This is a genomic window from Rhizobium sp. RHZ02 (assembly GCF_014851575.1).
GTDB lineage: Bacteria > Pseudomonadota > Alphaproteobacteria > Rhizobiales > Rhizobiaceae > Rhizobium > Rhizobium altiplani.
In genome coordinates this window covers 110570-126614 of sequence record NZ_JACUZX010000011.1, presented here as the reverse complement: position 1 = coordinate 126614, position 16045 = coordinate 110570, and the positions used below count along the sequence as shown (strand labels likewise).

Genomic DNA, 16045 nt, shown 5'->3' with positions numbered 1-16045 from the left:
CCAATTGGCGGGGCCGCGATCGTTGTCTCAGGGAATGATTCCATGCGTATTGTGATGATTGGCTCGGGCTATGTCGGCCTCGTCTCCGGTGCCTGCCTCGCCGATTTCGGCCACCATGTCACCTGCGTCGACAAGTCGGCCGCGAAGATCGATGCATTGGAAGCCGGTAAGGTTCCGATCTTCGAACCGGGCCTTGACACGATCATCGACCACAACCGTACCGCCGGTCGCCTGGATTTTTCGAAGGAGCTGGCGCCTTCCGTTGCCGACGCGGACGTAGTCTTCATCGCCGTCGGCACGCCGTCACGTCGTGGCGATGGACACGCCGACCTGAGCTATGTCTATGCCGCCGCTCGCGAGATAGCGGCCGCCGTGTCCGGGTTCACCGTTGTCGTTACCAAGTCCACGGTTCCTGTTGGCACTGGCGATGAGATCGAGCGCATTTTCCGCGAAGAATTCCCCGAGAAGGACATTTCCGTCGTTTCCAACCCGGAATTTCTGCGCGAAGGCGCGGCAATCACGGACTTCAAGCGCCCCGATCGCATTGTTCTCGGCACTGAGGAGCCGCGCGCAATCGAAATCATGCGCGAGGTTTACCGGCCGCTCTACCTCAACGAAGCACCACTCTATTTTTGCGAACGCCGCACCTCCGAGCTGATCAAGTACGCCGCCAACGCCTTCCTCGCCATGAAGATCACCTTCATCAACGAGATCGCCGATCTCTGCGAGCAGATCGGCGCCGACGTCCAGAAGGTCGCCAAGGGCATCGGCATGGACAAGCGCATCGGCGACAAGTTCCTGCATGCAGGTCCGGGCTACGGCGGTTCGTGCTTTCCCAAGGATACGCTGGCGCTGGTCAAGACCGCACAGGATCATGACAGCCCGGTTCGCCTTATCGAAACCACGGTTGCGATCAACGACAACCGCAAGCGCGCCATGGGCCGCAAGGTCATCGCCGCCTGCGACGGCAATGTCCGCGGCAAGAAGATTGCAGTCCTCGGCCTGACCTTCAAGCCGAACACCGACGACATGCGCGACGCGCCATCGATCACCATCATCCAGGCCTTGCTGGATGGCGGCGCCAACGTTCACGCCTATGATCCAGAAGGCATGGAAATGGCGAAGGAGGTTATCGGCCCCATCACCTACGGCCGCGACCCGTACGAGATTGCAGAAGGCGCGGATGCCATCGTCATCGTCACGGAATGGGACGAGTTCCGAGCGCTTGATCTCAAGCGGATGAAGTCGCTGGTGAAGACCCCGACCATCGTTGACCTGCGCAACATCTATCCCGTCGCCGAAGTCACCAAGCATGGCTTCAGCTATTTCGCCATCGGAAAGAAGAACGAGAAGAAGTAGAGATGCGCTATTTCATCACCGGCACTGCTGGCTTCATCGGCTTTCATCTTGCCCGCCGCTTGCTGCAGGATGGCCACGAAGTCGTCGGCTTCGACGGCATGACGCACTACTACAACATCAAGCTCAAGCACATGCGCAATGCGGCGCTGGCGCAGTTTCCGGCCTTCCGCCCGGTGACAGCGATGCTCGAAGATCGCAAAGCCCTGGAAGAGGCCGTGGCCAGCGCGGCGCCTGATGTGATGGTGCATCTCGCAGCACAGGCCGGCGTCCGCTACAGCCTGGAAAACCCGAAAGCCTATCTCACATCGAACCTCGAAGGCTCCTGGAACATCCTCGATATCGCCAAGGATGTTGGCGTCAACCATCTCATGCTGGCCTCGACATCGTCGATCTACGGCGCCAATCCGTCCATTCCCTTCCGTGAGACAGACCGGGCCGACGAGCCGCTGACCTTTTATGCGGCGACGAAGAAGTCAATGGAACTGATGGCGCACAGCTACGCGCATCTCCACAAGATCCCGACAACCGCCTTCCGTTTCTTCACCGTCTACGGCCCCTGGGGCCGTCCCGACATGGCCCTCTTCAAGTTCGTCAAGAACATGCTGGAGGATCAACCGATCGAGATCTACGGCGAAGGCCGGATGAGCCGCGACTTCACCTATATCGATGACCTCGTGGAGGCGATCGTCCGCCTGTCGTCCGTCGCCCCGTCGGAGGCCAACCGCGTGGCCGACGAACGGGTGGAGACGCTCTCGCATCAGGCGCCATTCCGCGTCGTCAATATCGGCGGCGGCCAGCCGGAGAACCTGATGACCTTCGTCGAGACGGTCGAAAGGGTCCTCGGCCAGCCGGCAAAGCGCAAGATGCTGCCGATGCAGAAGGGCGATGTGCCACGAACCTTTGCGAGCCCCGATCTGCTGGCGGCTTTGACAGGCTACAAGCCGGAGACGACACTCAATGTCGGTGTGAAGGCTTTCGTCGACTGGTATCTGGAAGCACGCGGCGAACTCGAGCCTTAGGGAGGCCCCACCGTTAGGCTAGCGTCGGAGGTGGGCCGCCTGCGTCGCCTTCTTCGAAGCGAAAATATCATCGATCTCTGATGCCGGCAGCGGATGGCCGAGCGCAAAACCTTGCAGCGTATGACAGCCGAGCTTGGCAAGCGCCACGGCATGGTTTTCCGTCTCGACGCCCTCTGCGATCACATCGACGCCGAGGGCCTTGCCGATCTCGACAATCGATTTGACGACACGGCGCTGCTCGGAGGAGGTATCCACCTCGCTTACCAGTTGCCGATCGATCTTCAGCCGAGCCGGGCGCAACCGCACGAGACCGATCAGCGACGCGTGGCCCGAGCCGAAATCATCGATCTCGATTTCGATACCCATCTGCTTGATGCGGTCAACCGTCTGCAGAAGCTCGTCGTCGCAGTCGTCCAGAAAGATCGTCTCGACCAATTCGAAAACCAGGGCGCCACGCGGTATCTCGAGTGTCTCCAGATCATCAATCAACTGCGGATCGTAGAGGCGCTGCCCCGAAATGTTGACCGAGACCCGTGGCAGGGTTGTGCCGTGCTGCTCCCATGTCACACGGTCGGCGAGCACGCGTCGCAGGATCGAAGCATCGATCTCCGAAGACAAGCCGAACTCATCGGCGATCTTCAGGAATATGCCAGGCGAGAGGGTGCCGCGCTCGCTGTGATGCCAGCGCGCCAGGGCCTCGATGCCAACGATGTCGCGGGTGTGGGCATCGAGCTGCAATTGGTAGAATGGAATGATATCGCCCTGTTCCAGTGCAAGCTTCAGCTCTTCGGCAAGACGCCGCTTGCCCATCAGATCGTCCTTGAGCTGCTGCGAGAAGAACTCGATACGATCGCGGCCCGATGTCTTTGCCTGATATACCGCGATATCGGACTCGGCGAGCAGATTGGAGCCGGAGCGATCTGCCGACCAGGAAATGCCGATCGACGCTCCACTTTGCAGCATTTCGTGGCCGAAACGGACCTTCTTCTTCAAGCGCCGCTGCACCTCACGCGCCATGCGGTTCAGTTCCGTCAGCCCTCCGAAATTGACGAGCAGGATAACGAATTCGTCGCCACCGATGCGTGCCACCATCGTAGCTTTCGGAATGGCGGCCTCGATCCGCAAAGCTGCGGCACGCAATACGGTGTCGCCCGCCGCATGGCCATGGCTGTCGTTGATCTGCTTGAACTCGTCAAGGTCGAGATGCAGGACGGCGAGCGTCGAGACTGAGGCATCCTCGGCCAGTTCCGCCAGGCGCTTGTCGAAAAGCCGGCGGTTGGGAAGGCCCGTCAAATAATCGTGTTCCGCAGCATATTCGATGTGGGCACTGCTCTCCTCCAAAGCGAGGGCCCGTGCCTCCGCGACGGCGCGCTGACGCGCCGCCTCGTTGGCAAGAAGCACGTCCGAAGTGACGTCCCACTCCGCGCCGATGAAAGAGGGTGACCCTTCCTCGCTGACATAGAAATGAGCCCGCGAGCGGATGTGCCGTATCTCGCCGTTCGGCCAGACGATCCGAAACTCCGAATTATACTGCCCGCGTCTGGCAATGGCGTCCTCGAACTCCAGTTCGGCACGCTCGCGGTCGTCGGGGTGAATCGCATCCGACCAGATTGTAGCGGCGACCGGCCCGCTGCCTCTTCCGGTCTGGTAGATCCGGTGCATCTGAACGTCCCAGGAGATTTCATGCCGATCGAGGTTGTGCTCCCAAACACCGATCTGTGACGCGTCGAGTGCAAGCTCAAGGCGCCGCAGGATGTCCTGAAACTCTCGTTCGGACCGTGTGGGACTGCTCGATGCCAACGCCGTTCAAGCCTCATGCAGCTTCGAGTAACAGTATGGTGTCAGGCCTCCAAGGAGGAAGCCCATTATGGGTGCAGAACCAACCTTTTGGCGAGAGATTAATTAGGATGCACTAAAAATCCATCAACAATTGCAAGCCGAATGCATCATCGATCTTCTCAGAGACTCGAGTGTCTAGGCAATTCAGCCTTTCGACGAACGGCGGTTCTTTTCTTCAAGCTGCAGCAGCAGGCCACTGTGATCGGTCTCACCGCCACCATGTTCGACAAACTCGGCGAACTCGGCACGGACCGCCTCCGTCAGAGGCAGCGTCAAAGCGAGACCTTCCGCCGTTGCGACGATATTGTTTAGGTCCTTGAGCTGCAATTTCGAAGGGCCGGCGGTCCCAAAATCGCGATTGACCATCCGCTGGCCGTGAACGTCGAGAATGCGGCTTTCGGCGAAGCCTCCCCGGATCGCCCGGCGGAACGCCTCGCGTGAACCGCCCCCCGCCTCGAAGAGCAGCATCGCTTCGGCAACGGCGCCGATCGTGATGGCGACGATCTGCTGGTTCCCGAGCTTCGCGAGCTGACCGCAACCGCTTGGTCCAACATGCGTCACGCGGCCAAGTGGTGCAAAGACGTCGGCCAGTTCTTCGACCAAAGCGCCATCGCCGCCTGCCATGATCGCAAGTGTACCGGCAGCCGCCCCCACCACACCGCCGGAGACCGGCGCATCGAGATGGCGGATGCCACGCCCGGCGAGCTTTGACGCATGCTGCCGGGCCGCGTCAGGGGTAATGGAACTGGAATCGATGACCACCGCGCCGACATCAAGCGCCTCCGAAGCACCTTGCGTGAACAGCACGTCCTCCACTGCCTTTCCGTCGGTCAGCATGGTGAACACGACCGATGCCCCTTTGACGGCGGCAGCGGGCGTATCCGCCAGGACCGCGCCATCCGGAACGAGGCCTTCCGCCTTCTCGCGATTGCGGTTCCAGACCGTGACGGCAAAGCCGGACTGCAACAGCCTGCGAGCCATCGGCGCGCCCATCAGCCCAGTTCCCAGAAACGCAATGCTGCGTGATTTGCCGATAGTCATAGCTGTCCTCCCAATTCATCCTCGATGTGCACTCGAATAATGTCCTCGAACGAAGCATCGGCGACAAAACCCAGCTCCTTCGCGCGCTCGGCCTCGAAAGCCTGTGGCCAACCCGATACGATCTTCATGACCAGCTCGTCGGGTTCGCGTCGGATCAGGCTGACGACCTTCTCCCCTGCGATCTTGCGCAACGCCTCGATCTGCTCTCCGACGGTGGCGCTGACACCGGGCATCGTCAGGCTGCGGCGCGCGCCGAGCGGCTGCAGGTCGATGCTGGCGGCATGGACCAGAAACCCGACGGCCGAACGCGGCGACGCGTGCCAATGGCGAACAGTTTCCGGCACCGGCAGGGTCGCCTCCTGCCCGGCCAACGGCTCACGAACGATGCCGGAGAAGAAGCCGGAAGCAGCCTTGTTCGGCTTGCCGGGACGGATGCAGATCGTCGGCAACCGGATTCCGATGCCGTCGATGAAGCCGCGGCGCGTGTAATCCGCCAACAGCAATTCACCCATCGCCTTTTGCGTGCCGTAGCTTGTCAGGGGCGTGAGATTGAAATCATCAGGAATGACCTGGGGGAAAGGCGCTCCAAAGACCGCAATGGACGAGGTGAAGACGACACAAGGCCGGTACCCGTCTTGCAGATGAGCGGCGCGGATCGCCTCAAGAAGCGCGCGCGTGCCTTCGAGATTGATGCCGTAGCCTTTTTCGAAATCCAGCTCAGCCTCGCCGGATACGATCGCGGCCAGATGAAACACTACATCCGGGCGCGAGGCGACAATCCGTGCGGCCTGCCCTGGAGCGGAAACGTCGACCGCGCTCGTCTCCACACGCCCCGTAAAGCCTTCAGGGTCAGCCGGCGTGATGACGTCGACAAGCGATAGGCGATTGATGGCCTGACCCGCCAGCCGCCCGTCCGCAACGAGCCGCGCGGTCAACTTGCGCCCGATCATTCCCGCTGCGCCGATAATCGCGATATGCATTGGCCGCCTCCATCAAACCTTGCAGCGTGCGACTCCCCTCGCCCGTGCATGCCCTTCGAGACATAACCGTCTGGCCGGCTCATGAAAACAGGAAAGGCGGAGCAATGCTCCGCCTTTCCACGTCTCGCCGCTGAGTGGGGGTTATTCGGCAGCGAGCCGAATGATTTCGGCTTCCTCCGCGTCGTGCTCGTGCTCCTTGTGCTGGATCAGCGGGCGGTTGCCCGAGAGTTTGCGGACCAGCACGTAGAAGACGGGCGTCATGAAGATGCCGAAGAAGGTGACGCCGATCATGCCTGAGAACACCGCGACACCCATGGCGGCGCGCATCTCGGCACCGGCACCGGTCGAGACGACGAGCGGCACGACACCCATGATGAAGGCCATCGAGGTCATCAGGATCGGGCGCAGACGCAGGCGGCTTGCCTCGATGGCAGCCTGGACCGGGGTGCGCCCTTCGAATTCCAGCTCGCGGGCGAATTCCACGATCAGGATCGCGTTCTTCGCCGAGAGGCCGACAAGGACGACCAGACCGATCTGCGTGAAGATGTTGTTGTCTCCACCGGTCAGCCAGACGCCCGTCAGCGCCGCCAGCACGCCCATCGGCACGATCATGATGATCGCGATCGGCAGCGCCAGGCTCTCATACTGGGCAGCGAGCACCAGGAACACCAGCAGCAGCGCCAGTGGGAAGACGATCACGCCGGAGTTGCCCGCCAGGATCTGCTGATAGGTCAGATCCGTCCATTCGAAGCTGATGCCCTTCGGCAAGGTCTCGTCGGCGATCTTTTCGATCGCTGCCTGAGCCTGGCCGGAGGAGAAGCCCGGAGCAGGACCGCCGTTGATATCGGCGGAGAGGAAACCGTTATAACGGTTGGTCCGCTCCGGCCCGGTTGTCGCGTTCACCTTCAGGAGCGCAGACAGCGGGATCATCTGGCCCGATGCCGAACGAACCTTCAGCTTGCCAATATCCTCGGGCTGCGCCCGGAACTTGGCATCGGCCTGGACGCGCACGCTGTAGGTACGGCCGAAGGCGTTGAAGTCGTTGACATAGAGCGAACCGAGATAGATCTGCAGCGTCTCGAACACGTCGGTTACCGGGACGCCCAGCTGTTCCGCCTTCTCACGGTCGAGATCGGCATAGAGCTGCGGAACATTGATCTGATAGGCAGAGAAGATGCCCGTCAGCTCAGGCGTCTGGTAGGCCTTGGCGATTATCGCCTTGTTGGCTTCGTCGAGCACCTGATAGCCGAGACCGGCGCGGTCTTCGAGCTGCATCTTGAAGCCGCCCGTCGTGCCGAGACCATTGACCGGCGGCGGCGGGAACATCGCGATGAAGGCATCCTGGATCGCCCCGAACTTCTGGTTCAGGGACATGGCGATCGCGCCGCCCGAAAGCGCCGGCGACTTGCGTTCCTCGAAATCCTTCAACGTCACGAAGACGATGCCGGCGTTCGAGGAATTGGTGAAGCCGTTGATCGACAGGCCCGGGAAGGCGATCGCATGGGCAACGCCAGGCTCGGCCATGGCGATGTCGCTCATCCGCTTGATGACGTCTTCGGTGCGGTCGAGGCTCGCGGCATCCGGCAGCTGGGCAAAGCCGATCAGATACTGCTTGTCCTGCGCCGGCACGAAGCCGCCCGGCACCGCATTGAAGAGGCCGTAGGTGGCGCCGGCCAGCACCAGATACACCAGCATGACGATGCTCTTGCGCGACACGAGGCCGCCGACACCCTTGCCGTAGCCCTTGGAGGCAGCACCGAACGCCCTGTTGAAGCCACGGAAGAACCAGCCAAAGGCCGCGTCCATGGCGCGCGTCAGCCAGTCACGCTTGGCATGGTGATCCTGCAGCAAGAGCGAGGCCAGAGCCGGAGACAACGTCAGCGAGTTGAAGGCCGAAATGACAGTCGAGATCGCGATCGTCAGCGCGAACTGGCGATAGAACTGTCCGGACAGACCGGTGATGAAGGCGAGCGGCACGAACACCGCGACGAGCACCAGCGCGATCGCGATGATCGGGCCCGAGACTTCCTTCATCGCCTTGTAGGTGGCAGCCCGCGGGCTGAGACCATTTTCGATGTTTCTCTCGACGTTTTCGACAACGACGATCGCGTCGTCCACCACGATACCGATCGCCAGCACGAGGCCGAACAGGCTGAGCGCGTTGATCGAGAAGCCGAAGACATACATCACCGCAAACGTGCCGATGATCGAGACCGGAACGGCAATCAGCGGAATGATCGACGCGCGCCATGTCTGCAGGAACAGAATGACGACGATGACGACGAGCGCGATCGCTTCGAGCAGCGTGTCGACGACCTTCTCGATCGACGAACGGACGAACTTCGTCGTGTCATAGACGATCTCGTAGCTGACACCGTCAGGCATCGCGGTCTTCAGCTCTTCCATCGTCTTCTGGACTTCGTCCGAGATGGTGATGGCATTGGACCCCGGGGACTGGAAGACCGGGATGGCGACCGCCGGCTTGCCGTCGAGGATCGAGCGCAGCGAGTAGTCGGCCGCACCGAGCTCGATGCGGGCGACGTCGCGCAGGCGGGTGATCTCGCCGTTCGTGCCGGTCTTGACGATGATGTTGCCGAACTGCTCAGGCGTCTGGAGACGGCCCTGCGCATTGACGTTCAGCTGCAGGTCGACACCCGACAGGCTCGGCGAGGCGCCGATTGTGCCGGCTGCGGCCTGGACGTTCTGGCCACGGATCGCGTTGGTGACATCGCTGGCGGCAAGGCCGTGCTCGGCGGCCTTCTGCGGGTCGATCCAGACGCGCATCGAGTAGTCGCCGGAACCAAACACCTGTACCTGGCCGACGCCATCGATGCGCGCCAGCCGGTCCTTGATGTTGAGGACGCCGTAGTTGCGCAGATAGGTGATGTCGTAGCGGTTGTCGGGCGAGATCAGGTTGACGACCATCATCAGATCGGGAGAGCTCTTGACCGTCGTGATGCCGATGGTCTTCACCTCCTCCGGCAGACGCGGTTCGGCCTGCGACACGCGGTTCTGGACGAGCTGCTGTGCCTTGTCGGGGTCGGTGCCGAGTTTGAAGGTGACCGTCAGCGTCATGACGCCGTCCGAGGTCGCCTGGCTCGACATGTAGAGCATGCCCTCGACGCCGTTGATCTGCTCTTCGAGCGGGGTTGCGACCGTCTGCGCGATGACCTCCGGGTTTGCGCCCGGATAGGTGGCGCGCACGACGATCGATGGCGGCACGACTTCGGGATATTCGGAAATCGGCAGCGCACGCAGGCCAAGCAGACCGGCGACGACGATGAGGACCGACAGGACTCCGGCAAACACCGGACGGTCGACAAAAAATCTGGAGAAATTCATTTCAAAGCCCTCTCCGGGATGAAATCGGGATGCAACGACCCGCTCCGGCGGTTGGGAAGCCGCCGGTGGATCAGGTCGTTTCGGAATTTCCGCGGAGCGCCGAGACGCTCCGCATGCTTCGGCTTACTGAGCCGTCGCCACTTTTTCTTCCGCCTGCGGCGCAACCACTGCGCCGGGACGAATACGCTGCAGTCCGTTGACGACGATCTTGTCGCCGACAACAAGACCGCTTTCGACGATGCGCTGGCCATCCGCTATCGGACCAAGCTGCACCGGCCGGTAGCTGACCTTGTTTTCGGCATCGACGACGAACACGAACTTCTTGTCCTGGTCGGTGCCGATTGCACGGTCGCTGACCAGGATTTTGTTTTCGGCCTTCGGCTCGCCCATGCGGACGCGAACGAACTGGCCTGGGATCAGCTTGCCGCCGGGATTGTCGAAGACGGCGCGAACGCCGATCGTACCGCTGGCCGCGTCAACCTGGTTGTCGATCAGCTGCAGCTTGCCCTTGATCGGCGTGCCCTGATCGGCGAGCGTACCAACCTCGACCGGGATCTGCTCGACAGCGGGAACGGCGCCATCGCCAGCCGGCAACTCGGCGAGCGCCTTGGTGACCATCTCCTCGCTGGCGTTGAAGCTGGCATAGATCGGATCGACCGACACCAGCGTCGTCAGGGCGGGAGATGAACTGCCTTCGGCAACAAGATTACCGACGGTAATCTCGATCTTGCCGACGCGGCCGGCGACCGGCGCGCGGACCTCGGTGTAGCCGAGCTCAAGCTGGGCCGAGCGAAGAGCAGCCTGTGCGGTGCGAAGACCGGCCTGAGCCTCGGTGAAGGCATTCTGCCGTTGGTCGAAATCGCTCTGCGAAATCGTCTTGTTGTCGGAAAGCCTGCGGCCACGCTCCAGCTCGATCTGAGCAAGATTGACCTTGGCCTCGGCCGAGGCAGTCTGTCCTTCAGCCTGCGAAACCGCCGCCTGGTAGGGCTCCGGATCGATGGTGAAGAGCAGATCGCCGGCCTTTACCAGCGCGCCTTCGCGGAAGTGCACGGACTGGACAGCGCCGGCCACACGTGAACGGACCTGCACGCGGTCGACGGCTTCAAGCCGTCCCGAGAACTCCTGCCATGTCGTGACGTCACGGCCGGCGACGACGGCCACCGTCACCGGCACAGCGGGAGCCTGCGCAGGTGCGGAAGCCGCCGTGGCAGTCGTGCTCATCGGCAGTTCGAAAAACATGGCTGCGGCCGAAACGGACGCAACAACTCCCAAGCCGGCGCCCACAAGGGCCCAGCGCTTCTTACTGGACGTCATTGGTACTCTCCTTACGGCCCTCTCTCAGTGGCCGAATTCAATCAGTTCGTCTTCAATGCAATAGGTTGGCTGCTAATATCCCGAACGAAGCTTTCGAATTGGTCCGTGATCGTCTGTTGCCAATTCGGTGCCTGTTCGCATTTCCCGCCATAAAGCATCGGCCAGCCTGCCCCGGCGGGAAGGACATTCCGGCGAACTGGCACACCAGCCTGTTTGAGGCGATCGGCGTAACCGAGCGTCTCGTCGCGAAGCGGATCATCCTCCGCCGTCAGAACGAGTGCCGGCGCGACCCCCGAAATGCGGGAACACAGACACGGCGCGGCATAGGGATGACAGCCGCCGCCGCTGAGATATTGGCTCCAGCCCTCGGCCCAGCGCTGACGCATGCCTATGCCATCCGCCTTGCGGATCGACGACGTGCCCATGAAAGGATCAAGCAGCGGCGAAATCAGAACCTGGCCATTGAGCGCATCCGCAAAATGGTCGCGCGCCTTGAAGGCGACGCCGGCAGCAATATTGCCGCCCGCCTCTTCGCCAGCCACGATCAGCAGCGAATTGCGGTCGCCAATACCGGACGCGCGCTTGTTGGCGAGATAGGAAAAGATCGAGTAACCCACTTCGAGCGGCTTAGGAAAGACGTTGCCAAGCGGCGCATTATAGTCAGGTACAGCGACAATCGCGCCAGCCTTCGCCAGGCTTTCGGCAACCACGCTGTCCTTGACGCCCGACTGCAGAAATGCGCCGCCGTGGAAAAACAGTACGATGGGTGAACCCTTGCCGAACTCGGCACCCTGATAGACGCGCGCGGAAACGGGCCCGGTGGCCACCTTCTCCAACACTATGTCTTTCACATGCACCGCCATGGCTCCGGCTCGCGTTTGACCCACATAACGTATTGCGAGCCGAGATGGCTTGCAATTTGTGAAGAAAAGATATTGTTATTCCATTGTCGGAATAAGAAGCCATAGAGCGATTACACTGTTCCGAATTTCGAACAATACCGCAGTGCAATCTGCTTAGGTGATTTTCCGATGGACCAGCTCTCGGCAATGCGCGCCTTCATCCGCGTCGTAGAGACGGGCAATTTCACACGGGCCGCCGACACGCTCGCCATGCCCAAGGCGACGGTGACCAATCTCATTCAGGGGCTTGAAGCACATCTGCATACCAAACTTCTCAATCGCACCACTCGACGCGTCATGGTGACGACCGACGGCGCGCTCTACTACGAGCGGGCGGCGCAGATCGTCTCCGAGCTCGAGGAACTCGACGGCAGCCTTTCGAACTCGCAAGGCCTGCCGACCGGCCGCTTGCGCGTCGAAATGGCCGGCGCTTTCGCCGACTGGATTGTCGTCCCGGCGCTTTGCGATTTTTACCAGAAGTATCCAGACATCAGGGTAGACCTGGGTGTGGGCGACCGCACCGTCGACTACCTCGCGGAGAACGTCGACTGCGCGCTTCGCGCCGGCACGCCGGCCGACCAGTCGCTGATCGCAAGACGTGTCTCGGAGGTCGAAATGCTCACCTGCGCGGCACCGCTCTACATCGAGAAATTCGGCATTCCGACTCGCCCCGAGGAGCTGGAAAACGACCATTATTCAGTGAGTTACTTCCGCGCTCAGACGAACCGGACACTTCCCTTCGAATTCCGCAAGGACAATGAGGAACTGGAGATCAATCCGCGCTACCTGCTGTCGGTCAATGACAGCCGAACCTTCGTCAATGCGGCGCTGAACGGGCTCGGTATTGCCCAACTGCCGCGCTTCATGATCCGCGATGCGCTGGCCAAGGGCGACCTGGTGGAGATCTTGCCGGAATGGAGCCGCGAACCGCTGCCGCTCTATATCGTCTATCCGCCGAACCGCCACCTCAGCAACAAGGTCCGTGTCTTCGTCGACTGGCTGGTGAAATTGCTCTCGGATGCCAAGCTGAATGATGCCTGACGCAATTGCGGCCCGGAAGGAGTCCCTTCGACGGGCCGCAACAGTCGATCATCGAATTCCTTTCAGACCCTGCCGCGTCACCAGGGAAATGGCTCGGCCGGTATCTGAGGTGGCGCCCGAGTTGGAGGTCTTCCCAGTCGCCTTTACGCAAATAATATAAGCCTGCTTTTTGCCGTTTGTTAAGTACTGATTTATGCACAGCAGGTTCGCAAAACCGGAACAATGGCCGGTATCACGGTTTAGTGAACGGCCGGTTTGAGAAGATCCTCCATGCCGATCCGCCGGAACATTTCGGCGCGGACCCGATCAGCGACGCCAACGACGATCTCGGCACCGTCCTCTGACGGATCGATATGCGTACGGAACCGACGCGTGCCGAACGGCATGAGGATAGCCTCGGCGTTGCCATCGCAACCGTGCCCGCATCGGCATCGGCGGCGGCGGGCCAAACCCGCCGCGGGAGCCGGAGATCAGATGATGCCACCGTTGGCACGCAACACCTGGCCGTTGATCCAGGCGCCGTCGGGACCTGCAAGGAACGAGACGGAGGCGGCGATATCTTCGGGCGTGCCCAGGCGCTCCAGCGGGTTCATCTTGGCCATGCGGGCGATCAGTTCCTCCGATTTCCCATCAAGGAAAAGGTCGGTTGCTGTCGGCCCGGGAGCCACGGCGTTGACGGTGATGTTACGGCCGCGCATTTCCTTCGACATGATCGCCGTCAGGGCTTCGACGGCGGCCTTGGTCGCGGCGTAGACGCCGTAAGTTTCCAGCTTCAGGCCGACGATACTCGTTGACAGATTGATGATGCGACCGCCGTTGCGGAGGCGCTTTGCGGCTTCGCGCAATGTATTGAACGTGCCCTTCAGGTTCACGCTGACATGGCGATCGAAATGGGCATCGTCAGCATCGGCAATCGACGAAAGCTGCATGATACCGGCATTGTTGACGAGCACATCGATGCCGCCGAAGGCTGCTTCTGCCGCATCGAACATCCGGCTGACAGTCTCGGCATTGCTGACGTCGGCCTGCGCCGTCAGAGCCTTGCCGCCGTCGCGCTCGATCGTCTGCACAAGCTCCTCGGCGAGTGCGACGTTTCCTGAGTAGTTGACGACGACGGTGAAACCGTCTCTGGCCAGACGCTCCGCGATTGCGGCGCCGATGCCTCTCGATGCACCAGTAACCAGCGCAACCTTGTTCTCATTGCCCATTGCCTCTCTCCTTCTTTCGTTTTGCTCAGCACGTTTCTGATGGGGAGAAGATGCCGCTTTTCAGTTTGCGGATAATCAATCACTATCTGGCATCACTATCCGAATAATGCGAACAAATAAGATGGACAGATTCGATGCCATGCGGGTCTTCTCCCGCATCGTGGAGCGCCGGAGCTTCACACTTGCCGCAGAGGACATCGGCCTGCCGCGCTCCACGGTGACGGATGCCGTCAAACAACTCGAAGCACGCCTCGGCGTGCGGCTGCTGCAGCGGACCACGCGCCATGTCAGCCCGACACTGGACGGCGAAGCCTATTACCAACGCTGCCTTTCGATCCTCGCCGACATCGAAGACGCGGAAGGCGCCTTTGCCGACGCCATGCCGAAAGGCATGCTGCGTGTGGACGTGCATGGCACGCTTGCCCGGCATTTTGTGCTGCCGAGCCTTCCGCATTTCCTCGAAACTTATCCTGATATCGAGTTCTACATGAGCGAAGGCGACCGGCTGGTCGACCTCGTTCGCGAGGGCATCGATTGCGTGTTACGCGTCGGCACGCCCCAGGACAGCGACATGGTAGCAAGACGCGTCGCAATGTTGGAGGAAGTTACCCTTGCAGCTCCCGCCTATGTCGAGAAACACGGCCTCCCCGAACATCCGGACAGGCTCGATGGCCACCGCATGGTCGGTTTCCGCTCGACGGCGACGGGCGGCGTGCTACCACTGGAATTCATCGTCGGCGGCAGCATCCGTAATGTCACCCTGCCCGCGACGGTGACGGTGAACGCCGCCGAGAGCATCATGTCGGCTGCCAGGCTCGGCCTCGGCTTGATACAGGTGCCACGTTATCACGCCGAAGCGGATCTCGCGGCCGGCACGCTCATTCACGTCCTGCCGGATTTCCCGCTGACCGAAACACCGGTCTCCCTGCTCTATCCGCCCAACCGGCAGCTCTCGCCCCGCGTTCGCGTTTTCATCGACTGGCTGGTGAAGGTCTTTGCTCGACAATCCTAGCGAAAAGCGTTTCACTTACAGTGACTGTCAGAGCTGGAGAATTTTCATGACCATCACAGACGTCACCGTGCATCCGAAGGACGGCTGTTTTGTCGTCATCTTCACGGATCAGTCCGGCAACAACATATCGGTCACGCTCTATGCCGCCGCCTCTCCCGGGCTAACGAGCGATAATGCGATTACCCGCGCGAGGGCGTTGCTCGCAACAACACTGCAGAGTTCGCAAGCCGATGGCACACGCGGCAAGGATGCCGCGCTTCTCGAAGAAGAACTGGAAGAAGGCCTCGAGGATACTTTTCCGGCAAGCGATCCCGTCTCGGTGACCGGATCCTCCATTTCTGCTCATGACCCAAAGGTCGGTCATTAGTGCCTCATGGACCGGAAGCCTGAAACAGATGACACATGGCGTCGGTGCGATCGGCGCCACTCCCCTCGCCGGCCCTGATCTCACGCGCTTTTTCGAGCGCGATGCGATTGCCGTCGCCCAGGATCTGCTGGGCTCCCATCTGCGCGTCGGCGATGTCGGCGGCCGCATAACCGAGACTGAAGCCTACTTCCCTGACGACGAAGCCTCGCACGCCTTCCGCGGTCCCACGCCGCGCAACCGCGCCATGTTCGGTCGACCTGGCAATGTCTACATTTATCGCATCTACGGGATACACTGGTGCCTGAATTTCGTGTGCACCCCCGGCGCGGCCGTGCTGATCCGCGCAATCGAGCCGGAAGCCGGCATCGCGACGATGATCGAACGCCGCAGCAACCATGCGCTGACGCAGCTCTGCAGCGGCCCCGGCAAGCTCTGCCAAGCGCTCGGCGTCGATCTCTCCCTGAACGACAGGTTGCTCGACCGGTCGCCCTTCTCGATCGCTCCTTCGGCTCCCGTCGAAATTGTCGCCGGCCAGCGGATCGGCATAACGAAAAATGCCGAAGCGCCATGGCGCTTCGGCATCTCAGGATCTCGCTATCTCAGCAAACCGTTCCGCTGAGG

General features: G+C 61.3%; 13 protein-coding genes and 1 pseudogene. 6 read left to right on the top strand and 8 right to left on the bottom strand.

Annotated elements, in window-relative coordinates; genetic code table 11:
* Positions 1–42: 42 nt before the first annotated feature.
* Together IB244_RS17800 and IB244_RS17795 are read left to right on the top strand one after the other, a co-directional pair.
* On the top strand, positions 43–1359 hold the full coding sequence (locus IB244_RS17800) for a UDP-glucose dehydrogenase family protein (RefSeq protein WP_018117265.1): 1317 nt from the start codon (positions 43–45) through the stop codon (positions 1357–1359).
* Positions 1360–1361: 2 nt separating this feature from the next.
* Positions 1362–2378, top strand: coding sequence for an NAD-dependent epimerase/dehydratase family protein (locus IB244_RS17795; protein WP_192304941.1), 1017 nt, complete (start codon positions 1362–1364; stop codon positions 2376–2378).
* 18 nt (positions 2379–2396) lie between these two features.
* Here IB244_RS17795 and IB244_RS17790 read toward each other — a convergent pair whose 3' ends face one another.
* From IB244_RS17790 to IB244_RS17765, 6 genes are all read right to left on the bottom strand, one after another.
* Positions 2397–4178 (bottom strand): bifunctional diguanylate cyclase/phosphodiesterase, encoded by a 1782-nt coding sequence (locus tag IB244_RS17790; protein ID WP_169682284.1) that lies wholly within the window; start codon positions 4176–4178, stop codon positions 2397–2399.
* Between the two features lie 183 nt (positions 4179–4361).
* Positions 4362–5258, bottom strand: coding sequence for an NAD(P)-dependent oxidoreductase (locus IB244_RS17785; RefSeq protein WP_169682282.1), 897 nt, complete (start codon positions 5256–5258; stop codon positions 4362–4364).
* The gene (denD, locus tag IB244_RS17780) at positions 5255–6238 is read right to left on the bottom strand and encodes a D-erythronate dehydrogenase (protein ID WP_169682280.1); all 984 of its coding nucleotides are present in this window, start codon (positions 6236–6238) and stop codon (positions 5255–5257) included. The genes IB244_RS17785 and denD overlap by 4 nt, the downstream gene beginning before the upstream one ends.
* Before the next feature lie 141 nt (positions 6239–6379).
* Positions 6380–9580, bottom strand: coding sequence for an efflux RND transporter permease subunit (locus IB244_RS17775; protein ID WP_018857354.1), 3201 nt, complete (start codon positions 9578–9580; stop codon positions 6380–6382).
* Positions 9581–9703: 123 nt separating this feature from the next.
* Positions 9704–10894, bottom strand: a complete 1191-nt coding sequence (locus tag IB244_RS17770) for an efflux RND transporter periplasmic adaptor subunit (protein ID WP_192304939.1) — start codon at positions 10892–10894, stop codon at positions 9704–9706.
* 41 nt (positions 10895–10935) lie between these two features.
* Complete coding sequence (locus IB244_RS17765; protein ID WP_113471290.1) at positions 10936–11757, bottom strand: alpha/beta hydrolase fold domain-containing protein; 822 nt, start codon at positions 11755–11757, stop codon at positions 10936–10938.
* Positions 11758–11925: 168 nt separating this feature from the next.
* On the opposite strand from IB244_RS17765, the gene IB244_RS17760 reads away from it, so the two are divergent.
* Positions 11926–12837, top strand: coding sequence for a LysR family transcriptional regulator (locus IB244_RS17760; protein ID WP_018117257.1), 912 nt, complete (start codon positions 11926–11928; stop codon positions 12835–12837).
* A gap of 239 nt (positions 12838–13076) precedes the next feature.
* Here the strand turns inward: IB244_RS17760 and IB244_RS17755 are convergent.
* A pseudogene (locus IB244_RS17755) lies at positions 13077–13273 on the bottom strand (oxidoreductase); the annotation flags it as partial.
* 34 nt (positions 13274–13307) lie between these two features.
* A complete protein-coding gene (locus IB244_RS17750) occupies positions 13308–14045 on the bottom strand; it encodes an SDR family oxidoreductase (protein WP_192304937.1) in 738 nt (245 codons plus the stop codon).
* 121 nt (positions 14046–14166) lie between these two features.
* On the opposite strand from IB244_RS17750, the gene IB244_RS17745 reads away from it, so the two are divergent.
* Genes IB244_RS17745 through IB244_RS17735 form a run of 3 tightly spaced genes read left to right on the top strand, consistent with a single transcriptional unit; the run spans position 14167 to position 16043 of the window.
* The gene (locus IB244_RS17745) at positions 14167–15057 is read left to right on the top strand and encodes a LysR family transcriptional regulator (protein WP_192304935.1); all 891 of its coding nucleotides are present in this window, start codon (positions 14167–14169) and stop codon (positions 15055–15057) included.
* Between the two features lie 46 nt (positions 15058–15103).
* Positions 15104–15424 (top strand): hypothetical protein, encoded by a 321-nt coding sequence (locus IB244_RS17740; protein ID WP_025660014.1) that lies wholly within the window; start codon positions 15104–15106, stop codon positions 15422–15424.
* 28 nt (positions 15425–15452) lie between these two features.
* Complete coding sequence (locus IB244_RS17735) at positions 15453–16043, top strand: DNA-3-methyladenine glycosylase (protein ID WP_018857346.1); 591 nt, start codon at positions 15453–15455, stop codon at positions 16041–16043.
* Positions 16044–16045 lie beyond the last annotated feature (2 nt).